18 protein-coding genes are annotated in these 25,232 nt (G+C 71.4%); 10 read left to right on the forward strand and 8 right to left on the reverse strand.

The genetic code is table 11. The features are described from left to right. The first annotated feature begins 21 nt into the window (after positions 1 to 21). The 5 genes from BGM09_RS35400 (at position 22) to BGM09_RS35420 (ending at position 6,283) form a co-directional block, all read left to right on the forward strand. Positions 22 to 972: a carbohydrate ABC transporter permease gene (locus BGM09_RS35400; protein WP_188285848.1), complete on the forward strand. Its 951-nt coding sequence runs from the start codon at positions 22 to 24 to the stop codon at positions 970 to 972. A 32-nt stretch (positions 973 to 1,004) separates the two neighbouring features. After that, positions 1,005 to 1,937 (forward strand): carbohydrate ABC transporter permease, encoded by a 933-nt coding sequence (locus BGM09_RS35405; RefSeq protein ID WP_188285849.1) that lies wholly within the window; start codon positions 1,005 to 1,007, stop codon positions 1,935 to 1,937. A 78-nt stretch (positions 1,938 to 2,015) separates the two neighbouring features. Then, positions 2,016 to 3,368 carry an ABC transporter substrate-binding protein gene (locus BGM09_RS35410; protein ID WP_188285850.1) on the forward strand — a complete coding sequence of 451 codons (1,353 nt, stop codon included), beginning with the start codon at positions 2,016 to 2,018 and terminating at the stop codon, positions 3,366 to 3,368. A gap of 172 nt (positions 3,369 to 3,540) precedes the next feature. Then, entirely contained in the window at positions 3,541 to 5,043 is a 1,503-nt protein-coding gene (locus tag BGM09_RS35415) for a glycoside hydrolase family 36 protein (protein WP_188285851.1), read from the forward strand. Between the two features lie 70 nt (positions 5,044 to 5,113). After that, a complete protein-coding gene (locus tag BGM09_RS35420; RefSeq protein WP_188285852.1) occupies positions 5,114 to 6,283 on the forward strand; it encodes an ROK family transcriptional regulator in 1,170 nt (389 codons plus the stop codon). Between the two features lie 105 nt (positions 6,284 to 6,388). Here the strand turns inward: BGM09_RS35420 and BGM09_RS35425 are convergent, their stop codons facing one another. From BGM09_RS35425 to BGM09_RS35440, 4 genes are all read right to left on the reverse strand, one after another. Further along, positions 6,389 to 7,264, reverse strand: coding sequence for a geranyl diphosphate 2-C-methyltransferase (locus tag BGM09_RS35425; RefSeq protein WP_188285853.1), 876 nt, complete (start codon positions 7,262 to 7,264; stop codon positions 6,389 to 6,391). Positions 7,265 to 7,327: 63 nt separating this feature from the next. Next, positions 7,328 to 8,374 carry a family 2 encapsulin nanocompartment cargo protein terpene cyclase gene (locus BGM09_RS35430; protein WP_188285901.1) on the reverse strand — a complete coding sequence of 349 codons (1,047 nt, stop codon included), beginning with the start codon at positions 8,372 to 8,374 and terminating at the stop codon, positions 7,328 to 7,330. A gap of 95 nt (positions 8,375 to 8,469) precedes the next feature. After that, positions 8,470 to 9,915, reverse strand: a complete 1,446-nt coding sequence (locus BGM09_RS35435; protein ID WP_188285854.1) for a family 2B encapsulin nanocompartment shell protein — start codon at positions 9,913 to 9,915, stop codon at positions 8,470 to 8,472. A gap of 370 nt (positions 9,916 to 10,285) precedes the next feature. Next, on the reverse strand, positions 10,286 to 11,092 hold the full coding sequence (locus BGM09_RS35440) for a DeoR/GlpR family DNA-binding transcription regulator (RefSeq protein WP_188285855.1): 807 nt from the start codon (positions 11,090 to 11,092) through the stop codon (positions 10,286 to 10,288). Between the two features lie 72 nt (positions 11,093 to 11,164). Between BGM09_RS35440 and BGM09_RS35445 the strand changes: the two genes are divergently transcribed. The 3 genes from BGM09_RS35445 to BGM09_RS35455 all read left to right on the forward strand — a co-directional run bounded on the left by BGM09_RS35445 (position 11,165) and on the right by BGM09_RS35455 (position 15,722). Further along, positions 11,165 to 12,529, forward strand: coding sequence for an MFS transporter (locus BGM09_RS35445; RefSeq protein WP_188285856.1), 1,365 nt, complete (start codon positions 11,165 to 11,167; stop codon positions 12,527 to 12,529). A 141-nt stretch (positions 12,530 to 12,670) separates the two neighbouring features. After that, complete coding sequence (locus BGM09_RS35450) at positions 12,671 to 13,909, forward strand: glycine betaine/L-proline ABC transporter ATP-binding protein (RefSeq protein ID WP_188285857.1); 1,239 nt, start codon at positions 12,671 to 12,673, stop codon at positions 13,907 to 13,909. Beyond that, on the forward strand, positions 13,902 to 15,722 hold the full coding sequence (locus tag BGM09_RS35455; protein WP_188285858.1) for an ABC transporter permease/substrate binding protein: 1,821 nt from the start codon (positions 13,902 to 13,904) through the stop codon (positions 15,720 to 15,722). The genes BGM09_RS35450 and BGM09_RS35455 overlap by 8 nt, the downstream gene beginning before the upstream one ends. A gap of 80 nt (positions 15,723 to 15,802) precedes the next feature. On the opposite strand, the gene BGM09_RS35460 is transcribed toward BGM09_RS35455, so the two are convergent. From BGM09_RS35460 to BGM09_RS35470, 3 genes are all read right to left on the reverse strand, one after another. Beyond that, on the reverse strand, positions 15,803 to 16,258 hold the full coding sequence (locus BGM09_RS35460; RefSeq protein WP_188285902.1) for a flavin reductase family protein: 456 nt from the start codon (positions 16,256 to 16,258) through the stop codon (positions 15,803 to 15,805). A gap of 74 nt (positions 16,259 to 16,332) precedes the next feature. Further along, positions 16,333 to 18,645 (reverse strand): tetratricopeptide repeat protein, encoded by a 2,313-nt coding sequence (locus tag BGM09_RS35465; protein ID WP_188285859.1) that lies wholly within the window; start codon positions 18,643 to 18,645, stop codon positions 16,333 to 16,335. 81 nt (positions 18,646 to 18,726) lie between these two features. Next, positions 18,727 to 20,016, reverse strand: a complete 1,290-nt coding sequence (locus tag BGM09_RS35470) for a hypothetical protein (RefSeq protein ID WP_188285860.1) — start codon at positions 20,014 to 20,016, stop codon at positions 18,727 to 18,729. Between the two features lie 609 nt (positions 20,017 to 20,625). Here BGM09_RS35470 and BGM09_RS38680 point away from each other — a divergent pair. Then, on the forward strand, positions 20,626 to 23,685 hold the full coding sequence (locus BGM09_RS38680) for an ATP-binding protein (RefSeq protein WP_188285861.1): 3,060 nt from the start codon (positions 20,626 to 20,628) through the stop codon (positions 23,683 to 23,685). Between the two features lie 183 nt (positions 23,686 to 23,868). Then, positions 23,869 to 24,222 carry a beta/gamma crystallin domain-containing protein gene (locus tag BGM09_RS35480; protein WP_317453021.1) on the forward strand — a complete coding sequence of 118 codons (354 nt, stop codon included), beginning with the start codon at positions 23,869 to 23,871 and terminating at the stop codon, positions 24,220 to 24,222. Between the two features lie 75 nt (positions 24,223 to 24,297). Here the strand turns inward: BGM09_RS35480 and BGM09_RS35485 are convergent, their stop codons facing one another. Continuing rightward, positions 24,298 to 25,200 carry a TIGR03619 family F420-dependent LLM class oxidoreductase gene (locus BGM09_RS35485; protein WP_188285862.1) on the reverse strand — a complete coding sequence of 301 codons (903 nt, stop codon included), beginning with the start codon at positions 25,198 to 25,200 and terminating at the stop codon, positions 24,298 to 24,300. Positions 25,201 to 25,232 lie beyond the last annotated feature (32 nt).

Raw genomic sequence — 25,232 nt, forward strand, 5'->3', positions numbered from 1 at the left:
CGGACGGAAGAGTGAGGTCAGATGGCCGCACTGACGGGCTGGGCAACCGGCCGCGCGGCGGACGAGGGCGCCGAAGGGCGGGCCGCCGCCACCCGAAGACCCCGACGCCGACGCGATGACCGGCGCGTCGCACCGCTGTTCATCGCGCCGGTCCTGATCGGCTTCGCCGTCTTCTACGTGTATCCGACGGTCCGCGGCGTCTGGTTCTCGCTGACGGACTACAGCCTGCTCAACTCGCCCTCGTACGTGGGCACCGAGAACTACTCGCACCTGCTGCACGACGACCAGTTCTGGAACGCGCTGAAGGTCACCGGCTACTACGTGGTCATCAACATCGTGTCCCAGACCGTCATCGCGCTCGGACTCGCCGCGCTCATGCACCGGTTGACCCGCTCGGCCGTCCTGCGCGCGACCCTGCTCCTGCCCTGGCTGGTCCCCAACGTCACCGTCGGACTGCTGTGGGCCTGGCTGCTGGACGCCAACCTCGGCTTTGCCAACCACCTGCTGCACTCACTCGGCTTCGGCGGTGTCTCCTTCTACTCCCCGACCTGGGCGATGCCGTCCGTGGCCCTGGTCAACACCTGGGCGTACACCGGCTACACGGCGCTGCTGCTCTACGCGGGCATGCTCCAGATTCCGCAGGACCTGTACGAGAGCGCGCTCATCGACGGCGCGGGCGAGATCCGGATGTTCCGGCGCGTCACGCTGCCGCTGCTGCGCCCGATCCTCGCGCTCGTCCTCGTCGTCTCGCTGATCGGTTCGTTCCAGATCTTCGACACGGTCGCGGTGGTCTACCGGGGCTCGCCCATCCCGGCCACCCGCGTCATCTACTTCTACATCTACCAACAGGCGTTCAGCTTCTTCCACATGGGATACGCCTCCGCCGTCGCGATGGTGCTCGTCGTCATCCTCGGCCTGCTCACCTTCGTGCAACTGCGTCTGCTGCGCGCCTCGCACTCCGATCTCGGCTGACCCGACCCGACCTGACGCGACCAGGAGTTCCGATGGCAATCACCAGAGACGTGCGGGCGGGCGGCCGACCCCGCAGCCGCGTACGGCGGCGCGGCATCGGCATAGGGCGGGGCGTGGCCTGGGCGGTGCTGATCGCCGCCGTCCTGATGACCGTCTTCCCCTTCTACTGGATGCTGCGCACCGCGCTCACCCCGTCGGCCGACCTGTTCTCGGACGCCGGGTCGCTGTGGCCGCACCACCCGACGCTGATCAACTTCCGCCGCGTGCTGGGCATGACCAGCGCGGCGGAGACCCGGGCAGCGGGCGGCTCCGGCGCACAGATCAACTTCCTCATGTACACCCTGAATTCGATCATCTACAGCGGGGTGATCGCGATCGTGCAGACCTTCTTCTGCGCGATGGCCGGTTACGCCTTCGCCCGGCTGCGCTTCCCCGGCCGTGACCTGCTCTTCGGGGTGCTCGTCGCCGCGCTGATGGTCCCGCCGATCTTCACGCTGCTGCCCAACTTCGCGCTGGTGAAGAGCATGGGCCTGATGAACACCTTCGCCGGGCTCGTCGCGCCCAGCGTGCTGATGACGCCCTTCGCGGTCTTCTTCCTGCGGCAGTTCTTCCTCTCCATCCCCAAGGAGGTGGAGGAGGCCGCCGTGCTCGACGGGGTCGGCCGGTGGGGCGCCTTCTGGCGGATCATCGTGCCGATGAGCCGCGGCCCGCTCATCACGATCGGGCTGACCACCACGGTCTGGGCGTGGAAGGACTTCCTCTGGCCGCTGCTGGTCGGGCGCGGCGAGGACACCCGCGTACTCACCGTGGCGCTCGGTGTGTTCCTCCAGCAGTCGCCCAACACCCAGCCGGACTGGACCGGGTTGATGGCCGGCTCCACCCTGTCCGTCCTGCCGGTCCTGATCCTGCTGGTCTTCCTCGGGAAGCGGCTGGTCCAGTCGCTCAACTTCAGCGGCATCAAGTGACCCCGGCGGCCGCCGGCCGCCAACCCCCGTATCGCACCGCCCAGTTCGCTCCACCCGCAACCCCGAAAAGGACACCCCATGAGACATCCCGCACAGGCCGCGGCGGCGCTGCTCGCCCTCGCGCTCGTCGGCTCCACGGCCGCGTGCAGCGGCAACACCTCGGACGACGCCTCCGGCGGCAGGACGACCCTCAACTACTGGCTGTGGGACGACAACCAGACCGCCTCGTACCAGGAGTGCGCCGACGCGTTCCACACCGCCAACCCGGACATCACCGTCAAGATCACGCAGACGGCCTGGGCCCAGTACTGGCAGAATCTGACGACCCAGCTCGCCTCGGGCAGCGCCCCCGACGTGTGGACCGACCACGTCTCGTACTATCCGCAGCTCGTCACCAGCAACCAGATCCTCGACATCCAGCCGTACGTGGACCGCGACAAGGTCGATCTGACGCAGTATCAGAGCGGTCTCGCCGACCTCTACGCCAAGGACGGCAAGCGCTACGGGCTGCCCAAGGACTGGGACACGATGGCGCTGGTCTACAACACCACGCTGCTGTCGAAGCAGGGCATCGACGCGGCGGCCCTGGACACGCTGACCTGGAATCCTGACGACGGCGGCAGCCTGGAGCAGACCATAGCCAAGGCCACCGTGGACAAGAACGGCCACAACGGCCTCGATCCGGCCTTCGACAAGAACAGCGTCAAGGTCTACGGCTTCCTGCCGGAGTGGGCCGACGGCTCGCAGGGCCAGAACGGCTGGGGCGACCTCGCGGTGAGCGACGGCTTCAGCTTCCTGGACAAGAACCCCTGGGGAACCCGCTACAACTACGACGACCCCAAGCTCGCCAAGACCATCGACTGGTTCAAGCACCTGATCGCCAAGGGCTACGCGCCGAAGTTCGACAAGCAGTCGACCCTCGGCCGGGACGCCGTGATGGACACGGGCCAGGGCGCGATCACCGTCACCGGCTCGTGGACGATCAACTCCTACCTCTCGCCGACCGCGAAGCAGAAGTACGCGTTCGCGCCGCTGCCGACCGGCCCGTCCGGCCGTAAGACCGCGATCAACGGACTGTCGGACGCGATCTTCGCGGGCACCAAGCACAAGGAACAGGCTTGGCAGTGGGCCAAATTCCTCGGGTCGAGCGCCTGCCAGGACCTGGTCGGGAAGAACGCCGTCGTCTTTCCCGCGCTCAAGGAGGCCAGTGCCAAGTCGCTGGCCGCGCACAAGGCCAAGGGCCAGGACGTGCACGTCTTCACCGACGGGGCCGCCGCGCCCGACGGCACCTTCTTCCTGCCGGTCACCGACCACGGCAACGAGATCAGCCAGACCGTCCAGGACGCGATCCAGTCGGCGATCCTCGGCCAGAGCGACACCGCCGCCGCGCTGAAGAAGGCCAACAGCACGGTCAACGACATGTTCAAGTAGCGGCCCCGCCAAGGCGATGCGCGGAGCGTGGCACGGGGGCGCCTCCGCACCTCATGGGGGTGCCTCCGCACCTCACGCGGGCGGCTCCGCACGCGCGTGGCACGGGGGCGCCGCGCATCGCACGGGCCCCTCTTCTCATCCACCCCTTTCTTCAAGTTTCCCAAGGAGAATCATGGCGCTGCTCGTGGAGCTGGCCGGGCGCACTTTCGCCGTGGAGACGGGCGGCCCCGGCGGGCCGCAGCCGGTCGACGGAGGCGTGCTGCTCACGCCCGGCCGGGTGGCTGTGCTGCACGGTCTCGGCGACGCGCTCTTCTACCGGCACGGCCACAACTCGTGGAGCCCGTGCGGGTGGCGGCGCCTGTCGGAGCCACCGCTGCGCATCGCCGACCCGCGCCGCCGCGTCACCGCCGACGACCCCCGGTGGGACGATCCGCACCGCCACCACTCCTCGGCGGTCGCCGCCCTCCAGGGCGAGGACGGCAACGTCCTGCTCCTCGGCTCGCTCGGCCTGGGCAGCCCGCGGCTGTCCGCCGACCTCGACACGGTCTCCGGCTGGTACGAGACCGGCAGCGCGCCCTGGTTCCTCGCGTACGGCCCCGAGGAGGAGGTCTTCGCCGCCTACACCCGCCACCTCGCGCGCAGGCTCGGCGCCCGGGACCGTAAGGCGGGCAATGTGTGGTGCAGTTGGTACGCGTACTACGAGCGCGTCACCGAGGAGCTGCTCGCGCAGGACATCGCCGAACTGCGCGGACTGCCCTTCGACGTCGTACAGGTGGACGACGGCTGGGAGACGAAGGTCGGCGACTGGTTCCCGAACGACAAATTCCCCTCCGGTATGGCCGCGTTGACCGCGCGGATCACCGAGGCGGGCATGGTGCCTGGCCTGTGGCTCGCGCCGTTCATCGCGCTGCCGGACTCCGACATCGCCCGCGAGCGGCCGGAGTTGTTCCTGCACGACGCGAACGGGCAGCCGGTGATCGCCGGTTACAATTGGGGAGTCGGCTACTGGGGTCTTGACCTCACCAAGCCCGCCGCCCGCGACCACCTCGCTGCCATGATCCACCGCATCGTGCACGAGTGGGGCTTCCGCTACCTCAAGCTCGACTTCATCAACGGCGCGCTCGCGCCCGCCGCCCGCCCCGACGGCGTGGACCGCGAGCAGGTCTACCGCGACGCGCTGACCCTGATCCGCTCCATCGCGGGCGACGACGTCTACCTGCTCGGCAGCGGCGCCGTCCTGCTGCCGTCGCTCGGCGTGCTCGACGGGCTGCGCAGCGGCCCCGACACGGCGCCGATCTGGCAGAACCACGCGAGCGACGACCCGTCCGACGCGATGGCCCGCAACGCCGTCGCCAACTCCGTGCACCGGCTGTGGCAGGCCCCGCTGGCCGAGGTGGACCCCGACGTCATCTACTTCAGGCGCCGGCTGAACCTGCTCACCGACCAGCAGCTCGCCTGGCTCCGGGACCTCGCCGACATCTGCGGATTCCGCGCGGTCTCCGACCCGCCGAGCTGGCTCAGCGCCGACGAACACGCCTCCATGGTGGCCTACTTGGCGCACCGCCCGGAGATCCGCCACCTGGGCCGTTACCGCTACGCCATCGACGGGAGGGAGGTGGACTTCGGGGCGGCCGTCGACCCCGACGCGGCCGGGCAGCTATATCCGATCTCCTGAGATACGGATAGGATTCGTAAAGACCCCAGCAATATTAGGGGGTCGGACAGAGCGTGGAAGAGGGTGTGCGTTGACCGACACGGCAGGTACCGGTACCGACCTGAACAGGCTTCGCGAGCTGAATTCGCTGAGCGTCGTGAAGGCGCTGCGCGGCAACCCGCCCATGACGGTCACCGAGTTGTCCGCGAGCACCGGGCTGTCCCGGCCGTCCGCCGACGTCATGGTCAAGTCCCTGGTCGGCGACGGCTGGGCCACCGTCGTGGAGCCGACGGGGAACAGCGTCGTCGGCCGACCGCCGCGCCGCTACCAGTTCCGCGCGGACGCCGGGCACGTCCTCGGTGTCGACGTCGGCGGGCACAAGATCCTGACCATGCTCGCCGACCTCGACGGCACGGTGGTCCACAGCGCCCGTATCGCGGTCACGCCCGAAGCCGACCCGGCGACGCGGCTGGCCGCGATGGACGCCGTCATCACGGACTGCCTGGCCGGGGCCGCGATGAGCGGCGACGACCTGTGGGCCATCAGCGTCGGCGTCACCGGGCCCGTGGACGAGACCGGCCGCACCACGCTGTTCACCCCGCTGCCCGGCTGGACGAGCGTCAACCCGGCGGAACACCTCGGCGCCCGGTTCGCGGCCCCGATCCTGGTCGAGAACGACTGCAAGCTCGCCGCCGTCGCCGAACGCTGGCACGGCGTCGCCCAGGACGCCGACGACATCGTCTACTTGATGGCGGGCATGCGCACCGGCGCGGGCCTGATCCTCGACGGGGCACTGCGGCGCGGTTACGGCGGCGCCGCCGGCGAGATCGGCGCCCTGCGCCAGGTCCGCTGGCTCAACGCCCCCAACCACCTCCAGAACTGCCCCGGTCTGCCGGACACCGTCACCACCGACGACGCCGCGGCCTGGGTCTTCTCCGCCGCCCGCGCGGGCGACAAGGCGGCCAAGGCCGCCGTGCGCGGATACGTCCGCGACCTCGCCGTCGGCACCGCCGCCCTCGTCCTCACCCTCGACCCGCAGATCGTCGTGGTCGGCGGCGGTTACTCCCGCTCCGCCGACGTGCTGCTCGCCCCGCTCGAACGCGAACTGCGCCGCCTGTGCCTGCGGCTCCCCGAGATCCGCGCCTCCACGCTCGCCGACGAGGGCGTGGCCCTCGGCGCCCTGCGCCTGGCCCTGGACGAGGTCGACCACCGCCTGTTCGGTACGGGCCTGTCCGCCCCCCTCCCACCGCGCCGCCAGTAGGCCGGCCGGGCCGGTAACCCCCGGAACCCCGGCTCGTGTTGGTCCGAGCCGGGGTCCCCCCGGAGGTATTGCGCGCCGAAGGTCAGACGCGGTCGGCGACGATGGTCAGACGCGGTCGGCGACGATCATAAGGTACTGGAAGCTGCCGTTCTTGTACGCGGTGAGGAAGGCGTCCTCGACTCCGGTGACCAAGTGGTCGGCGGACTTGCGCAGTTCCCAGTACGGGATAGTCGCGGCCGTCAGGTCCTCGACGTGGGTGGGCACCAGCCGGTGCTTGGCCATCGCCTTGAAGTACGCCGAGCGCGGGTGGATGTCGCAGATGTAGTGGGCGTTGATCAGGGAGACCTCGCGGGAGGCCCGCCCGTACGTGTCGTTGTAGCAGCCGGTGATGACGACGTAGCGACCGCCGCGGCGCAGCAGCCGGGAGTGCTCGGCGAAGAGCAGGTCCAACTCCACGTACATCGTGGACTCGTTGTTCCACGACGCGGCGTAACCGCCGGTCTGGAAGCCGGTGTCGAGCATGTTGCGGTGGTGGTAGCGGACCTTGCCGTCGATCCCGCGGGTCCGCGCCTGCTCGTTGGCGAAGTCGGCCTGTTTGGTGGAGAGCGTGACGCCGTCGGCGTGGCACTGGTAACGCATGTTCGCGGTGACGCTGCCGCCGCCGCGCCCGCAGCCGGCGTCGAAGACCCGGTCCTCGGGGGTCAGCGGGCCCAGGTGCTTGGCGAGGAGTTCGGCCTGGGCGTGCTCGAGCCGGTGCAGTTCCGCGGTGATCCGGTCCCGGCGCCCGGCCGGGTCGGTCTCGTCGAGCACGGACCAGTCGACGTCGCCGACACCGTAGTGGTGGTGGTACAGGTCGTCGATCCTGCCGAGTTCGAGGTTGACCGGGTTCTGTTCGGCGTTCCAGTAGTCCGCGACGCGGGTCTGGTACGTGGACTGGGCCGGAACCGGTGCCTTGGCGACGCCGGGGTGCGAAATGGTCAACGCTGACTCCTCTTGGTACTGGGGTCGGTCATCGTGCCGTGGAGCGGGTGAAGCAGCCTGCGCCTACCAGTAGTCGGGCAGGCGGTATCGGTGGGTGTTGGTCGCGTGCCATTCGTGGTTGCCGGCCACCCAGTCCGACAGCCCGCGTGCGTACCGCGCGACCAGCGGTGACGTCGCCGACGCGGCGGCGGCCTCCTCCTCGAAGGACCGCATGATCCGGTTGTGGATCTCGACGCTCTCCAGATAGGCCGCCTTGAGGCCGCATCCCTCGTTGGCGGCCACGACCTGCGGCAGGTTGAGGTGCGTCGGGTCGCCCTCCAACTCCTTGGTGAAGGAGTAGAGGTCGTTGACGAGGGTCGTCGCGTTGCAGGCCAGCGCCGTGATCCGCTGGATCTCCGGCCGCGCGTAGACGGCCTCGGGCAGCTCGTATCCGTCGACCGCGTCGATGATCGACAGGCAGGGGCGGAAGTTGTTGAACTGCCGCATCACCAGGTATTCCCACACCTGCGGGACGAAACGCGTCTGCGCCCAGGCCGCCTCGGCGAGATAGCCCAGGTGCAGCCGGGCGATGTCGTGCAGGAAGCGGGTGTTCTGGCTCGGGGTGGCGAATTCCGCGTAGTCCTTCATCGCCCAGTGGTACGAGCGCAGCGGCCCGTCCGCCTGCATGCCGAGCCGCCACCGCGCCTCGGACTCGGGCGTGCCGTGGTGCGGGTCGATCGCCGACTGGGCCATGAGCAGCGGCCCGCCGAGTCCCTGGTGGGAACCGCCTCTTCCTTCCTCCTCCTCGCAGTAGCAGGAGTCCACCAGGTTCTCGGCGAGCAGCAACTCGCCCGCGACGGTGAGCCGTTCGAGGTCGGCCGCGCCCGGATGCTGGAGCACCACGGCCCGGCCGAACTGGAATCCCGCGAAGTCCCCTTTCCACGCGGGCGGGAACAGGTCGAGGCCGCGCGCCCACTCTTCGAGCCGCCGGTCCACCTCGTCGACCTTCGCCTGGTCCACGGGGGGCGCGGGCTGGTACCTGAGACCGGGAACGGCCCCGGTACGCCGGGCCTTGAGCGTCCGGGTGAGATTCTGCGGACCGGGCAGTTGCCGGGGGACGGCGGGGGTCACGGCGGCCACCGTGGTGGCCCCCGTGGTGGCCCCCGCCACATCCGATACGTCCGGAGCCGGGGGCGCGCCTGTCGCGTGGTCCACGCTCGGCCCGGTCACTCGACGGTCCTGCCGAGCTGAACGTTCTCCAGGATGCCGACCGCGTCGGGAACGAGGATCGCCATCGAGTAGTAGGCGGTGACCAGATAGCTGATGACCGCCGTCGTGCTCACCCCCATCTGGCGCATGTTCAGGCCCGGTTGGAGCTGTTCGGGCAGCGCGGTCGGGAGCAGGCCGACCACGCCCTGGTCGTCCTCACCGGTACGCAGCGCGATGATGCTGCTGGTGTGGTGCCCGGTGACCGGGATCTTGCCGCAGGGCAGCAGCGGCACACCGCGCCAGGCGGGCACCGCGTGCCCGTTGACGTCGGCGAGGCCCGGCATCAGACCGCGCTTGCTCACCTGCCGGAAGAAGGCGGTGATCGCCTTCGGGTGGGCGATGAGGAAGCGGGTGCCGCGCCGCATGGACAGCAGCTCGTCCAGGTCGTCCGGTGTCGGCGGGCCGCCGAAGGTGCTGATCCGCTGGTCGTACTCGGTGTTGTGCAGCAGCCCGAAGTCGCGGTTGTTGACCAGCTCCCACTCCTGGCGCTCGCGGATCTCCTCGATGGTCAGCTTGAGCTGCTGCTGGGTCTGGTCCATCGGGTCGTTGTAGAGGTCGCCGACCCTGCTGTGCACGCGCAGCGTGGTCTGGGTCAGCGACAACTCGTACTCGCGCGGGGCGAGTTCGTAGTCCACGTAGCCGCTGGGGATCGACGGCTCGCCGCGGTGTCCCGCCTGCACGGGGACGTCCGCCTCGCCGCGCCGGTTCGTCGGCCGCCGCTGCTGCTCGGCGTACGCGGCCAGGTGAGCGGCGAACGACGGCACGCGGTCGGCGACTTCGGCGACTTCGGTCCACGGGACGGCGAGCAGGACGGCCGCGGTGTCGGCCCGCGCCGAGGACGTCCACCGGGGCTCGTCCTGGCCGATGGCCTCGTCCCCCAACTGGCCGCCGTCGGTGACGACTCCGGTGACCGCCTCCTCTCCGTACTTGCCCTCGGTGTACCGGGTCAGCCGTCCGTGGACGACGAGGTACGTGTCGGTGATCGGCTGCCCTGCCGTGAACAGCGCTTCTCCGGCGCGCACGTGGCGGACCTCGTAGCGGCCGGCGAGCTCCCGCAGTACGTCGGTGTCCTGGTAGCCGCGCAGCGCCGGGAGTTCGGTCAGCGTCCGCGGGATCACCCGGACGTCGTCGGCGCCGTTCCGCTCGAAGCTCACCCTGCCCTGGCCGACGTGGAGTTGGAGCCTGCGGTTGACGCGGTAGGTGCCGCTCGGGACGTCCACCCAGGGCAGCATCCTGAGCAGCCAGCGCGAGCTGATCCCGCGCATCTGGGGTTCCGACTTGGTGGTGGTGGCGAGTTGCCGCGCCCCCAGGGTGCTGAGGCTGGTGAGCCGCGCGCCGTCGCCGGATGCGGCGGGCGGCGGCTCGTCGGTCGTGGGGCTGATGGTGCTTTCCGAAGCGGGCACTTTGCCTCCGGGACGGGGAACAGAGCTGTGCGCACAGGCCAGTTGCGAACCGGACGGCCCACGGGACCGAACGGCCCCGGGACCGGACGGCCCACCGCACGGGAACCAGCGAAACAGCCCGGGGCACCGTCCCGGTACGGCGCGCGGGGGGCGACTTCGCGCCGCGAGTGGTGCAAACCTGCCGGCCGAGGCGGGAAGGGGCGCGCGCCCCGGCGATCACCTCAGCTCGCCGCCACAACCCCGCCGCCAGGCGTTTTCCCCACCCTTCACGGGTTCGGGTGATCCCCCCGGCCGCGAGGTTTCACCAGGAGTACGTCCCCTCCCCGCGCGCCGCTCCCGGGACGCGGGGAAGGCCCCCGCGGGGCGCATCTCAGACGGTGTGAACCGTGACTCCGGCCGCCCCGAGGGCCTCCGTCTCCTCGGCGGGAGCCGCGCCGTCCGTGACGACGGCGTCCAGCGCGGTCGGCGCGGCGACGAAGGCCAGCGCCGTACGGGAGAACTTGGCCGCGTCGGCGACCGCGATGACCCGGCGGGCGGCGGAGATGGCGGCGCGCTTGACGGCGGCGTCGGCGAGGTCGTACGCGGTGAGGCCGTCGGCCGCGGTGAGGCCGCAGCAGCCGATGACGGCGGTGTCGAAGCGCAGGGAGGCGAGCGACGCCTCGGTGAGCGGCCCGGTGAGGGCGAGTTCGCCGGGGCGGGGCTCGCCTCCCGGCAGCAGCAGCTTGACGTGGGCGGCGCCGGTGAGGGCGTTGGCCGCGTGGAGGGACAGCGGCATGACGGTCAGCCGCCGGTGTTCGAGGGCGCGCGCGACCTCCAGACATGTGGTGCCGCTGTCGAGGACGACGGACTCGCCGTCGGTGAGCATCCGCGCGACGGCGGCGGCGATCCGCCGCTTCGCGTCGGTCCCGTCCCGCGCGCGCAGCGCGAACGGCGGCTCCTCGCCGCGCAGCAGCAGGCTCCTGGCGCCGCCCCGGTAGCGCTCGATGACGCCCTGCTCGGCCAGCGCCTCCAGGTCGCGGCGGATCGTCATCTCGGAGGTCTCGGTGAGTTCCGCCAGGTCCGCGACGCTCATCCGGCCCGCCTCGCGTACGGCCTCCGCGATCCTCCGCAGCCGGTCCGCCGCCCCGGCGTGCCCCGCGCCGCCCGTTCCCTCAGTACCGCCCGCCGTACTCGCCATGGCTCAATCGAACACCCGAGATGTTCGGATTGCAACTTTACAAACAGAGAATCTGTTCGTTACGTTCGAACCATGGAGAGATCCCTGCGGGCCGGACGGCTGGCCACCTTCGCCTTCTTCGCTCTCAACGGCTTCGTCCTGGGCATGTGGATCGTGCACATCCCCGCCGTCGAACACCGCGTGGGCATCAGCCACGCCGTGCTCGGCTGGCTCCTTCTGCTGCTCGGCGGGGGCGCCTTCGTCGGCATGCAGCTCGCCGGGCCGCTCACCGACCGGATCGGCTCCCGCAAGGTCGTACCCGCGAGCGCCACGCTGTGCGCCGCGGCCGTCGTCCTGCCGGGCCTGGCCACCAACCCGTGGGCGCTGGCCGCCGCCCTGTTCGTCTTCGGCTTCGGCAACGGCTCCCTCGACGTCAGCATGAACACCCACGCCGTCCAGGTCGAGCACGGATACGCGCGGCCCATCATGTCCGCCTTCCACGCCGTCTTCTCGGTCGGCGGCGTGATCGCCTCCCTGCTCGGCGCGCTCACCTTGAAGCTCGGCTGGAGCCCGGCGGTCACCCTCGGCGCCGCGGCCCTGGTCGGCCTCGCCGTCATGGCCCTGGCCACCCCGGCGCTGCTCCCGAAGGACGTGGCCGAGCAGGCGGATACGGCCACGGACGCGCCTACGGATACGGATACGGATACGGATACGGCCACGGATACGCCCACGGGTGCGCGTAAGGCGGCCACCGCGTCCGCCCGCACGACCCCCTCCCGTATCTGGATTCTCGCCGCCCTCGCCCTGATGCTCATGCTCAGCGAAGGCGTCGCCAACGACTGGAGCGTCCTCCACCTGCGCGATGTCCTCGACGCCCCGCAGGCCACCGCCGCCCTCGCGTACGGCGCGTTCGCCACCGCGATGACCGTCGGCCGCTTCCTGACCGACTCGGTCGCCGCCCGCGTCGGCACGGTCGCGGTCCTCCGGTACGGCTCCGCCCTCGGCGCCGTCGGTCTCGCGACGGCCGCGCTGTCCGACAGCGTCCCGCTGGCCCTCGTCGGCTGGACGGTCTTCGGCATCGGCCTGTCCGGCTGCATCCCGCAGCTCTTCAGCGCCGCCGGCCACGCGGACAAGGACGCGGCGGGCGCCAACGTCTCCCGCGTGGCGGGCCTCGGCTACCTCGGCATGCTCGCGGGCCCGGCCGTCATCGGCCCGCTCACCCACTTCATGCCGCTGAACGCCACCTTCGCCCTGCCGGTCGCCTTCTGCGTGATCGCGAGCGTCGCGGCGGGCACTTTGAAGGCGGACACGGCGGCGCGGGCGGACGCGGACACGGCGGCGCGGGCGGACGCGGACGCGGCGGCTGAGACGGAAGCCGCCGGCGCGCCGCACGGGGTCAATGCGTCAGGCGGGCCTGACGAGACTCCTGAGTTCCTGGACACGATCCGATCACAATGAGCTGCCCCGCGAAGCGGCATGAAATCGGGCATAGGGGACCGATTTGAGCCGTCTTGTTTGCGCTGTGTGTGACCCCGGGTAGGCGGCGACGCGGAGTCGGAAGGTTCGGCTCCGCTTTGTCCCCTGCCCCGAAAGGCCACCGTGACACAGCTCGTCGTCGAGCACGTAAGCAAGATCTTCGGCAGAAGGCCGAAGGAAGGAGTACGTCGGCTCCGGGAAGGCGCCGACCGGGAACAACTGAGGGAGGAAGGGACGACCGCGGCGGTCGTCGACGCCTCCTTCACCGTGGAACCCGGCGAGATATTCGTCGTGATGGGCCTGTCGGGATCGGGCAAGTCCACCCTGCTGCGCATGCTGAACGGTCTGCTGGAGCCCACCTCGGGCAGGGTGCTGTTCGACGGGCGGGACCTCACGGCCCTGTCCGCGAAGGCCCTGCGCGACCTGCGCTCCCGCAGGATCAGCATGGTCTTCCAGCACTTCGCGCTCTTCCCGCACCGCAGCGTGCTGGAGAACGCCGCCTACGGCCTCGAAGTCCAGGGCCGCCCGCGCGAGGAGCGCGAGGCCAAGGCCGCCGAGGCGCTGGCGATGACCGGCCTCAGCGGCTGGGAGAAGTCCTGGCCCGACGAGCTGTCCGGCGGTATGCAGCAGCGCGTCGGCCTGGCCCGCGCGCTGGCCACCGACGCCGAACTGCTGCTGATGGACGAGTCGTTCTCCGCGCTCGACCCGCTGATCCGCCGCGACATGCAGGACCAGCTCCTCGAACTCCAGCAGCGGCTGCGCAAGACCATCGTCTTCATCACCCACGACCTGAACGAGGCCATGCGGCTCGGCGACCGTATCGCCGTCATGCGCGACGGCCGGATCGTCCAGATCGGCACCGCGCAGGACATCCTCACCGAACCGGCCGACGACTACGTGGCCAGCTTCGTGCAGGACGTCGACCGCTCCCGGGTGCTCACCGCCGCCTCGATCATGGAGGAGCCGCGCGTGATGGTCAGCCCGGACGACGGGCCGCGCGCCGCGATGAGCGTCCTGCGCGACGACCACGCGTCCGCCGCCTTCGTCGTCGAGGGCGGGGCCGAGGGCGGCCGCAAGCTGGTCGGCACGGTCACCGAGGTCAGCTGCACGCAGGCTGACAACGACGGCACCGTCCGCGACCTCATGGACACCGACTGCGTGACGACCCAGGCCGACACCCCGCTGTCCGGCCTGCTCACGCCCGCCTCGCGGACGAAGCTGCCGCTGGCCGTCGTGGACGACGACGGGCGGCTCACCGGGGTGATCCCGCGCGTGGCGCTGCTCGCCGCGCTCGGCGACCACGAGGACGCACCCGTATCGGAATCCGGGACCGTCGTAGGGAAGGAGGCCGCCCGTGCCTAGGATCCACCTCGGAAATTGGGCTGAGAACGTCGTCAACTGGCTGACGGACCACCTCTCCTGGCTCTTCGACGCGATCAGCAGCGTCGTCAACCACATGTACGACGGCGTGGAATGGGTCCTCGGCGGCCCGCCGCCGCTGCTCATGGCGGCCATCCTCGCGGTGATCGCGCTGTGGATGCGCGGCCTCCCGGCGGGCGTACTCGCCTTCCTCGGCTTCGCGTTGATCGACTCCGTCGCGCAGTGGGACGAGGCGATGCAGTCGCTGTCCCTGGTCGTCGTCTCCGGCGCCGTGGCGCTGCTGCTCGCGGTGCCGCTGGGCATCTGGGCGGCGCGCAACCGGACCGCGAGCACGGTCCTCCGGCCGGTGCTCGACGTCATGCAGACGCTGCCCGCCTTCGTGTACCTGATCCCGGCGATCATCTTCTTCAGCCTCGGCACGGTCCCCGCCGTCATCGCCTGCATCGTCTTCGCGATGCCGGTCGGCGTCCGCATGACCGAGCTGGGCATCCGGCAGGTCGACGAGGAACTGGTCGAGGCCGCCGACGCGTTCGGTACGTCGCCGGGCCGCACGCTGATGCGCGTGCAGTTGCCGCTGGCGCTGCCGACCATCATGGCGGGCGTCAACCAGGTCATCATGCTGACGCTGTCCATGGTCGTCATCGGCGGCATGGTCGGCGCGGAAGGACTCGGCTCGACCGTCTTCGGCGCGATCAGCCAGGTCAACATCGGCCTCGGCTTCGAGGGCGGCATCGCGGTGGTCATCCTGGCCATCTACCTCGACCGGATCACCGGCGCGCTCGGCGACCAGGTCTCGCCGCTGGGCCGCCGCGCCCTGGCGCTGGCCCGCGCGAAGCTCCCCACGCGCGGCCTGAGCGTGCTGCGCTACCGCCCGCGCCCCGCCGTCGGCCTGTCCGCCGTCGTCGCCCTCGCGCTGATCGCCTGCGGCACCGGGATCTTCGGCGGTGACTCCGACGACGGCCCCACGACGGCCGGTTCGGCGAACGTCGGCAAGGGCCGGACGGTCAAGATCGGCTCCTTCAACTGGGACGAGTCCATCGCGTCCGCCAACCTGTGGAAGGAAGTCCTGGACGCGCGCGGCTACAAGGCCCAGGTCAACACCTACGACCCCGGCGCCGCCTTCACCGGCCTGTCCACCGGCGACTTCGACTACCTCACCGACGCCTGGCTGCCCACCACGCACGCGTCCTACCTCCAGCAGTACGGCAAGGACTACGCCGACCTCGGCAAGTGGTACGACCAGACGTCCCTGGAGGTCTCCGTCCCGTCGTACGTCCAGGGCGTCTCGTCCATGGCCGATCTCAAGGGCCGCGGGAAGGAGTTCGGCGGCAGGATCATCGGTATCGAGCCAGGCGCGGGCGAGATGAAGCTGCTCAACTCCACGGTGCTCAAGGGCTACGGCCTCGACAGTGAGTACAAGGTCGTCAGCAGCTCCACCTCCGCCATGCTCGCCGAGCTGAAGCGGGACTACGCGCAGCACAAGCCGGTCGCCGTCGTCCTGTGGTCCCCGCACTGGGCCTACAGCACGTACGAGCTGACCAAGCTCGCCGACCCCAAGGGCCTGTGGGGCAAGGCCGACTCCATCCACAACCTGGCCAACAAGGGCCAGGCGGACAAGCTGCCGCAGGTCACCGCCTGGATGAAGAACTTCCATCTCACCGAGGAGCAGCTCAGCTCCCTGGAGGCCGACATCCAGTCCGCGGGCCAGGACAACACCGCGGCGGGCGTCAAGAAGTGGCTCGCGAAGAATCCGGGGATCGCCGACAAGATGACGCCGGTGACCGCCGCCGGCTGACCCCCCGTCCGCCGAACGGTGGACGCCGAACGGTGGACGGGGGAGCCCGCGGCGTCCTCTCGCCGGGCCGTCAACACGCCCTAGGGAAGCGCCAGATGGACGAACGCGCCGTCGTGGTGGATCAACGGGCGGGCGGGGGAGGGGGCGTGGGTGGCCTCGACGACCCGGCCGATGGCCAGGGCGTGGTCGCCGACCGGCACGACCTGGACGAGGGAGACGATCAGCGCGGCGAGGACGTCGTCCAGCACGGGCAGGCCGCGCGGCCCGCGGTGCCAGGCGGTGGCCGCACCGAATTTCGCGGCCCCGCCGTGGGCGAAGCGCCGGGCGGTGTCCTCCTGGCCCTCGGCGAGCAGGTGGACGGCGACATGGCGGGCGGTCTCCACGGCGGTGAAGGACGCCGCGTGCAGGCCGACGGTGAAGGAGACCAGCGGCGGGTCGAGCGAGACCGACGTCAGCGAGGTGGCGCAGAAGCCGACCGGCGGCCCGGCGTCCTCGCCCGCGGTGATGACGGCGACGCCCTTGGCGTGCTGCCGCATCACCGCCCGGTAGAGCCCGGGTCCCACGCCCGCCTCCAACTCCGTTACGGAGGCGGGCGCTTCGGCGGACGCGGTCACGCCGTGCCCTCCCGGCCGCTGGATACGGACTCCCGGACCCCCGTGGCGGACTCCCCGTCGCCCGGCACGAATTCCCGCATCCGCTCGGCGATTTCCTCCACGAAGGGCGACGCCTCGCCCTCCCCGTAGGCCGCCAGGTGGTCGCGCCAGTCGGCGAAGGCGCCGTCCGTCTCGCCGAGCGCGAGGCGTACGGCGCCGCGCCGGTAGAGCAGCTCGGGGTCCTCGTCGGCGAGCGCCGGGATCGCGATGTCCAGGTCGGCCAAGGCCCGTTCGTACGCGCCCAGGTCGTACAGCGCCAGCGCCCGGTTGCCGCGCAGCACCGGGTCGTCGGCCAGCTCGACCGCGTGGTCCAGGTCGTCCACGGCCTCCGGCAGCCGCCCGGCGGAGTACGACAGCACGGCCCGGTTGACCCAGGCGGCGACGAAGGACGGGTCGGACTCCAGGGCGGCGGTGAAACTGGAGAAGGCCGCGTCGACCTCCTCTGCCTCGGCCAGCAAAGTCCCCTGCGCGCACAGCAGGTTGGCGTTCTTGGAGTCCAGCGCGAGGCCCGCCTCGACGTCCGCCGTCGCCTGCTCGATCTCCCCGAGCGCCATCAGCAGATCGGCCCGGTTGACGAGGGTGTCGACGTGGCTGGGGTCGAGGATCGCCGCGTAGTCCAGATCGTGCAGCGCGGCTTCCTCGTCGCCCAACTCCCGCAGCAGATCGGCCCGGTTGAAGTGCGCCTCGTGGAACGGCGGGCTGAGCCGGATCGCCTCGGCGTAGTCGGCGAGCGCCGCGTCGAACTGCCCGTTGGCGCGCCGCCCTCCGGCCCGCTCGAAGTAGTAGTCGCCGTAGTCGGGGTCGCGGCTGATCACCAGGTCGTAGTCGGCGAGCGAGCCGTCGTGGTCGCCGCGCGCGGCCAGGATCTGCGCGCGGTTGTAGCGCAGCACCGAGCGGTGCAGAAGCTGCTCGTCCGGGCCCAGGTCCTCGTCCGTCATCGCGATGGCGTCGTTGACCAGCGCCAGCGCCGCGTCCAGGTCGGCGCGGTGCAGCTCGACCAGCGCTTTCGCGTTGCGCATGAACGCGCCCACGAACACCCGGCGGTGCGGGTCCGGGTTCCAGTCCGCGATGGCGATCGCGGTGTTGACCCACTCCAGCGCCCGCATCTCGTCGTGCATGCCCTTGGGCAGGTGGCGGGTGTAGAGCATCGCCATCATGTAGCAGCTATTCATGTGGATCTCGGGCTCGGTGCTGCCCGACCGCAGCTCGGCGAAGTACGAGAAGCCCTTCTCACCGCGCCGCAGATACGACAGGCACGCGCCGATCTTGTTGGTGAGGTTCCAGTACGGCTTGGGCCGCGCGTCGCCGAACAGCGCCCGCCCGCGCTGCGAGATCTCCAGCGCCGCCTCGTAGAAGCCGCTGTCGAAGCAGGACTCGCAGGCGTCCACGAAGGCGGTGCCCGCACCGGCCGCCGGGTCGGTGCCGTGCTCCAGGTGATAGAGGTGCGCGCCCAACGACACGCCGGGCTCGGCGCGTTCGGCCAGCAGTTCCGCGCGGGCGCTGTGCCGGGCGGCGCGCTCGGCCGGGTCCGACGCCTCGTAGGCGGCCATGAGCCGAGAGTCCTTGCTGGTGCCGTCCGCGTCGATGAAGAGCTGCGCGAGATCGGCGCCTTCCGGCAACGCCCGCGGGGTCCCGGCCGCTTCCGGCGCGGCCCGGTCGGCGTACGTGCGCAGCGCCTGCCCCAGCTCGTCGTCGGCGAGTCCGTCGGTCTCCACCACCAGCCGCAGGACGGCCGGGTCGCAGCGCCGCAGCAGGACGGCGACCAGCTCGCGGTCGGTGGGGTCGGCGTCGTCCAGCTCACGGAAGCGGATCACCGTACCGCCGGGGCGGACGGCCCGCGCCCAGTCCGTCAGCAGCTCGGCGACGCCGTGCGAGACGCGCAGCGTACGGGCGACGGAGTAGAAGCGGGTGCGCTCGGCGCGGCTGGCAAGCGCGGTCAGCGTCTGCGGCGCGATCGGCACTTGGGGTGCCAGGTCGGGCGCCAGCGAGATCACCTCGGTGGCCCGCGCGGCGATGAACTCGTCGTGCTCTCCCGCCAGTTCGGGGATCACCGCGCGCAGCAGGGCCCCGCCCCCGGTGTACGGTCCCCGCAGCCGGCGATGACAGCGCACGTCGATGTCGGGCTCGGGCGCGGGCGGGAGATCGCCGTACGTGACGGAACCGGCCGGGTCGGCGGGGGCGGCCGGGTCGGCGGAACCGGCGGGGTCGGCCGGGTCGGCGGTGGCTCCGGTGGAGGCGACCCAGCAGTGCCGAGGCGGGGACGAGGTCATGAAGTGCTCCTTGGGGTCCTGGAGTTCCGGGGAGTTCCTGAGGTTCCTGGGGTTTATGCGAGCGCAGAGAAAACGCACGCTTTAAGCGACGCCTGCGATTTCCGGCTCCTGGCCGTTCGGGCCCTGCTCCTCTTCCCGTTCCGAATCCCCACGGGATTCCCTGGCCGCGCGCCGGTCCCGTACCGTCACGTAAAGCAGCAGCCCGAACTGGAGCGCGGTGAGACCGACGAAGCTGATCGCGTCGAGAATCCCGCTGGTGGCCGTCCCGGAATCGCTGAAGCGGTTGTTGATCTGCGACCAGAAGTGCACGGTGGTCGGAATCCCCGCCCACAGCAGGCTGCCGAGCGAGAATCCGTAACCGACCACCAGCATCGGCGCGTACCAGCGCGCCATCCGCCGGTCGCGGTCGGACCATTCGGCGTCGGGGTCGGCCACCGGCGGCGGCCTGCGCGTCCAGCGGCGGAAGAGCGTACGCACCTGGAAGCGGGCGGCGTTCTGGAGGTCGGAGCAGCGCAGGGCGTTGGTGAGGACGTAGTAGAGGTCGGTCTCCAGGTAGAACATGAACTGCCAGAGCAGCCGCATCACGCACGTGAAGGAGATCGCCAGCATCAGCGCGGAGATCCACGCGGGGCCGTGTCCGCGCAGCGCCACGGCCAGCAGCGTCAGGCCCGAGATCAGCACGGCGTCGGCCAGCATCCCGGCCACGAACGGCAGATAGCGCCGCTTGCGCTCCACGCTGAACAGCGAGTCCAGCCGGGTCTCGGCGACCAGGTAGTACAGCCGGCGGCTGATCGTGAGCGTGGACGGCAGCCCCAACCGCCGCCCGGACAGGGCGTGATAGCCCTCGTGCACGAGGATGCAGGGAATCTGAACGACCGTCAGGGCGATGGGGATCAGCGCGAGATGGTCGGTGAAGAACACGTCGTGGTACGAGGGCCGCAGCGACGAGTCCCTGATCATCCAGGCGGCGGCGGTCACCATCAGCGCGAGGTAGACCAGCCACGCGGGCCAGGAGAACGTCCAGTTGCCGAGCCGCTGCCAGCGCACCGGGCCGGCCGGCTCGTCCTCGCCGTCCCCGCCGGTCCCGCGCAGGAACCCCAGATCGGCCAGGACGTCGAGGAAGTCGTCCACGTCCAGCGGTTCGCCGCAGGTCCGTTCGTACCAGGCGGCCACCTCGGCCACCGGCGCCCCGGCCTCCAGCATCCGCAGCGCCTCCGCCCCCTCCTCGGGGAACACGGCGTACGAGGCGGTGTCCGGACGGCCGACCATCACGCCGTCGTCCTCGGGGATCATCGTGAGCTTGTGCAGCAGGACCGCGCCGCCGCCGCCGTCCGGCGCGGTCGTGGTGCCGTCCGACGAGGTCACGGTCATGCGGGGTGCCTCTCTGAGGGGAAGTCGGTCACCGGAGCCGGGGCCTGTGCGAGGTGGTCAACAGGGCCCGGCTCCGGCGGTGTTGCTAGAGGGCCGAGCAGCAGTAGTACGCGGAGCTGGTCAGGCGGATGGTGCCGGCCTTGCGGATCGACATCTTCTTCATGGGGTTTCCTCCTCCCGGTTCCGTCGAGCGGTCTTCGGCCGCGGCTGGCCGCCGGGCCGAACCGGGCCAACTATGCGGTGGTAAAGCGCTCGCGCACGTCTGCAACATGACGTAGGCGCGTATGTGGGAATTGACTAGATGTACTCGTCCACGACCGCCGGGTGACCCCTTTTTCGGCGTATACCCGCGTACGGCCGGGGACTTCACGGATTTCTGTTTGCGACAGATACGAGACCGCCGCCGGGGTGCGGCACGGGGAATCACGCCGGATTCCCGCCGCGTCCGGTGAGCGAACACCGTCTGCCACCAGGCGCCAAACCTTCACGTGGCCTTTCCGGAACGCCCGTACCAGCCACGATGAAAATGGGCCGGTTTCCTTCCGCCCCCGATGGCAGCTTCTTCGCTTCGGCGTCGACACACCGCTGCCGGGTGCTCACACTGCGCACATGACCAAGTCAGCGCCCTTCGTCGGGCGGTACCCCGAGAAGCGCGCCGCCGTCGCCGCCTTTGACCGCGCGGCGGCCGGCCAGGCCCAACTCCTCCTCGTCACCGGCGAGGCGGGCCTGGGCAAGACCCGCCTCGTCCAAGAACTCGCCGCCCTCGTCACCACCGCCCCCCGCCACGCCCACCTCCGCAGCGGCGACTCCGTCCCCCTCACCGGCCCCACCCTCGCCTACGGCCCCTTCATCGCCGCCCTCCGCCCCCTCTTCGCCTCCGCCCCGCCCCCCGCCGGCTCTCCCCGCGAGCGCGAGCCCTCGCCGGATGGTGGCGCGCGGGGGGCGGGGCGCTTCGACGGTGCGGCGTACGCGGTCGGCGGGGGGCGGCCGGCTACGCGGCAGCGGGTGTTCGAGGGGGTGCTCGGGGTGCTGGGGGAGATGTCGGCGCGGACGACGCTGGTGCTGGTGCTGGAGGACCTGCACTGGGCGGACGCGTCGACGCGGGATCTGCTGGCGTTCTTGGCGGTGCGGCTGAGAAGACAGCCGGTGCTGATCGTGGGCACGGTGAGGGAGGAGGAGCTGACGGCTGACGCGCGGCGCTGGTTCGCGGAGTTGGGCCGATGTCCGAGGGTGACGCGGCTGCGGCTCAGCGGCCTGGCGGACGCGGAGGTCGCCGAGCTGGTGACCGCGCTGCTCCCGCCCGACACCGACGCGGCGGACGTGGCCGCGGACGTGGCGGCGGCCGTCTCGGCGGCGGAGGGAAACCCGCTGTACGCACAGGAGTTGGCGCGGGCGGCCCGCCCCTGGCCGCCCGCGTCCATCGCGGAAGTGGTCCTCGCCCGCGTGAGCTGCGTGGACGCCGACGTGCGCGAGGTCATCGACCAGATATCCGTGACCGACGACGGCATGACGCACGAACTCCTCGCCGCCACCGTCCCCTTACCCGAACGCACGCTCCTGGCCGCCGTGCGCCGGGCCGTCGAGCAGCGCCTGCTCACCTCCACCGAGGACGGTTACGCCCTCCCGCACGGCCTGATCCGCCAGATCCTGTACGCCGACCTGCTCCCGGGCGAGCGCCGCCGCCTGCACCGCCGTTACGCGCACGCCCTCGCCGCCCGTACCGCCTCGGACCCCGCCCTCCTCGCCCGGCACTGGCACCTCGCCGACTGCCCCGCCCGCGCGGCCACTTCGGCCCTGACGGCCGCCCGCCTCGCCGTCAGCGCCCGCGCGTACCCCGAGGCCCACCGCCTCTACGCCCTCGCCGTCACCCTCTGCGACCACCTGCCCGAGGCCGCCGCCGCCTCCCTGTGGCCGGAGGCCGCCCGCGCGGCCAGTTACGCGGGCGAGCCCCAGTGCGCCACGGATTACGTCACGCGCGCACTGGCCCTGTCGGCGGGCGGCGGCCCGGCCACCGTCAACACACCACGCCACGGCCCGCGTTCGGCCGAGGCGTACCGCGCCGACGGAAGCCACGCGGCAGCCGCCGCAAAGGCGCAGGCACCGGGGCAGGCACCGGCACAGGACCGGGCACACCGCGCCCTCACCCGCGCCCGGCTGCTCGAACGCCTCGGCGCCTACCGCCGCGAGGCCGGCGACCCCTGGGGCGCCATCGCCGCGCTGGAGGAGGCGCGAGGGCTGCTGGCCACGGCGCCCGGGGCGGGCGGCGCGCTGGGGGCCAGAGTCCTGGCGGCGACGGCCGACATGCGCGTCCAGGTCGGCGACCCGGACGGCGCGCTGCCATTGGCGCAACGGGCCTTACGGACGGCCGAGCGCGTCGGCGCCCTCGCCGAGCACGCCCACGCCCTCACCACCCTCGGCATCGTCCGCGCCCAGCGCGGCGACCTGGACGCGGGCCTCGAAGCCCTTTGCGCGGCACGCGACTTGGCCCGCCGCACGGACTCCGTCGAGGATGTCCTGCGCGCGGCGAGCAACCACATGTACCTGCTCTGTACGGGGGGCCGCTTCGCGGAGGCGCGCGAAGTGGCCCTGGCCGGACGCCGCGCGGCCAGCGAACTCGGCGCGCCGCCCCCGCTCACCGCCGTCCTGGACTTCAACACGGCCGCGGTCCTCGTCGCCACTGGCCGCTGGCCGGAGGCCGACCAGCTCCTGGCCGAACTCGTCGGCCAGTCCACCGCCCACATCACCCGCTATCTGCACCTGCTCCAACTGGAGTTGGCCGTCGCCCGCGGCGACCGCCGCCGCACCGCGGAACTGACCGCCGTACTCGCCGAAGCCCCCGACGACCCCCGCCTGCTCGGCCCCTGCCACGCCTGCCGGGCGGAACAGGCCCTGGACGCGGGGGAGTTGGCGACCGCCGCCGACCACGTACTGCACGGCCTGGGAGCCGTCGGCGGCGGCGCCCTCGCCGAGGAGGAGATCCGGCTGCTCGCCGACGGGACCCGCCTCGCCGCCGAACTCGCCCTGCTGCCGGGCCCGGTACGCCCGCACGGCCTGCCCGCCGCCTGGGACACCTCCGCCGGGACATTCGCCGAGCGCGCCGCCGCCATCGCCGCCCGCCACGGCGGCGAACCCGTCGTCGCCGCCTTCGGCGCCCTCGCCGCGGCCGAGCACTCCCGCGCCGACGGCTCCGACGACCGCGCGACCTGGCGCCAGGTCGCCGACGCCTGGCGGGCCGCCGACCAGCCCTACCGCGAGGCGTACGCGCGCCTGCGCGAGGCCGGTACCGCGGTCCGCGCGGGCCGCCGCGAACAGGCGGGCCGCGCCCTGGCCGCCTGCCTCGGCCTGGCCGAACCCCTGTCCGCGGAACCGCTGTTGCGCCTCGCCCACGAACTGGCCACCCGCGGCCGCCTCACCCGGCCGCCCGACCCCACGACCCGGTCCGTCGCCGCCCAGGCCCGCCTCGACCTCACCGAACGCGAAGCCCAGGTCCTCGCCCTGCTCTCCCGCGGCGAGAGCAACCGCCAGATCGCCCGCTCCCTCTACATCAGCGACCGCACCGTCGCCGTCCACGTCTCCCACATCCTGGAGAAGCTCGGCGTCCGCAACCGCACAGAAGCCGCCCTGGTCTACGCGCGTACGGACCGCCCCCGCCCCGAGCCCGCTCCGTGATCCCCGCGCCGTAACCGCCGTCCCCGTAAACCCTCCTTCGCTCGATCGAGTCAAAAACCGGCGACACCGTCATGTCTGACGCATGTGCCAACGGCATCCCGACAAGATCGACAGCGGGCCGTCCCGGCTCGAAGAAGCGACGGAGCCCGGCTGCGTTCCCGGCTCCGCGACGAAGGAGAACACGTGATCTCGAAAGCCAAGAAGGTCATCGGCTCGATGACCATGGCGCTGGCCGCCGCCGCCGCGCTGACCGTCGCCGTGCCGAGCGGCCCCGCCTTCGCCATCGACCACGTCGAGTGCGTCGGCGGCGCGGACTACCTGAAGATCTACTCGCACCTCAACGGCCGTGACAGCGTGGACTGTTACGCGAACTCGGGCCGTACCGACTTCGGCGGCTGGTGGGTCGACCGGATCGTCACGGGCAACAACGATCTCGTCTACTACGACGTCAACGGCGACTCGGTGCGGATCAACCGCTGGACGGACATCTCGTTCCCGAACCGTCCCCCGCGCGTGAAGAGCATCCAGATCCTCTGAGTCCGCGAGGCTCCGAGGGCCTGAACCGGCGGCCGGGCGACGTACGGCGCCCGGCCGGGGTACCGGCTCCTCGGATCAGCCCGCGCGGACGCCGTCCAGGATCGCCAACGCCCGCTCCAGCGACTGGTCCACGCCCACGTCGCTGTACATGGTGTCGACCATGACGTGACCGATGCCGGAACGTTCCCCGGCGGTCTTTATGGCCGTCACCACCTGCTCCGTGGACGTGCCCGCGTCGATGTTGACGCGCAGGACCGCGTCGATGTCCTGCGGGTCGCGGCCCGCCTTGCGCGCCCACTCGTCCACCTGGGCGCGCTGCTGATTGATGCCGTCGAAGTCCACGAAGCTCGGCACCACGCACAACGGCAGCCAGCCGTCCGCGCGTTCGGCGACCCGGCCGAGCGCACGGCCGGTGTGCGCACCGAGGTACACGGGCGGCCGGGGCCGCCGCGCGGGCTTCAGCGGCGCGTGGTGCGGCGGAACCGTCACGTGCTGTCCGCTGTACTCGGCCGGGTCCTTCGTCCAGATCGCCTCAAGCGCGTCCAGGAGTTCGTCCATCCTGGCCCCGCGCGTCGAGAAGTCCAGCCCGGCCGCCTCGTACTCCTCCGGCGACCAGCCCACCCCGAAGCCCGCCAGCAGACGTCCCCCGCTGATCAGGTCAACGGTCGTGAGTGACCTGGCCAGTTGGACCGGCGGGTAGAGCGGCGCCACCAGGACGTGGCTGCCGAGCAGGACGCGCTCGGTGGCGCTCGCGGCCACCCCCAGCAGCACGAACGGATCGGCCGCCGGGTTCAGCTCCGGGGGAATGGTGGTGCCCCGGCCGCCGTACCCCACCTTCGGGGTGACCGCGGCCAGATTCCGGTCCCCCACCCACAGGCTGGCTCCGCCCGCCGACTCGATCCCGCGCGCGAACTCCGCGGTCCGCGCGACCTCGAACGCCTGCTTGTTGAACTGCGGCAGTGCGAATCCGACCTTCACGACATCCTCCTCGACTCCGGCGCGCACCGGCC

The organism is Streptomyces sp. CBMA29 (assembly GCF_014596445.1).
In the GTDB taxonomy this organism is placed as follows: Bacteria; Actinomycetota; Actinomycetes; order Streptomycetales; family Streptomycetaceae; genus Actinacidiphila.

Coding starts and splice junctions, on each gene's coding strand:
- BGM09_RS35400 (WP_188285848.1), top strand. CDS start 22: ATGGCCGCACTGACGGGCTGGGCAACCGGCCGCGCGGCGGACGAGGGC.
- BGM09_RS35405 (WP_188285849.1), top strand. CDS start 1,005: ATGGCAATCACCAGAGACGTGCGGGCGGGCGGCCGACCCCGCAGCCGC.
- BGM09_RS35410 (WP_188285850.1), top strand. CDS start 2,016: ATGAGACATCCCGCACAGGCCGCGGCGGCGCTGCTCGCCCTCGCGCTC.
- BGM09_RS35415 (WP_188285851.1), top strand. CDS start 3,541: ATGGCGCTGCTCGTGGAGCTGGCCGGGCGCACTTTCGCCGTGGAGACG.
- BGM09_RS35440 (WP_188285855.1), bottom strand. CDS start 11,092: ATGGCGAGTACGGCGGGCGGTACTGAGGGAACGGGCGGCGCGGGGCAC.
- BGM09_RS35445 (WP_188285856.1), top strand. CDS start 11,165: ATGGAGAGATCCCTGCGGGCCGGACGGCTGGCCACCTTCGCCTTCTTC.
- BGM09_RS35460 (WP_188285902.1), bottom strand. CDS start 16,258: ATGCGGCAGCACGCCAAGGGCGTCGCCGTCATCACCGCGGGCGAGGAC.
- BGM09_RS35465 (WP_188285859.1), bottom strand. CDS start 18,645: ATGACCTCGTCCCCGCCTCGGCACTGCTGGGTCGCCTCCACCGGAGCC.
- BGM09_RS35470 (WP_188285860.1), bottom strand. CDS start 20,016: ATGACCGTGACCTCGTCGGACGGCACCACGACCGCGCCGGACGGCGGC.
- BGM09_RS38680 (WP_188285861.1), top strand. CDS start 20,626: ATGACCAAGTCAGCGCCCTTCGTCGGGCGGTACCCCGAGAAGCGCGCC.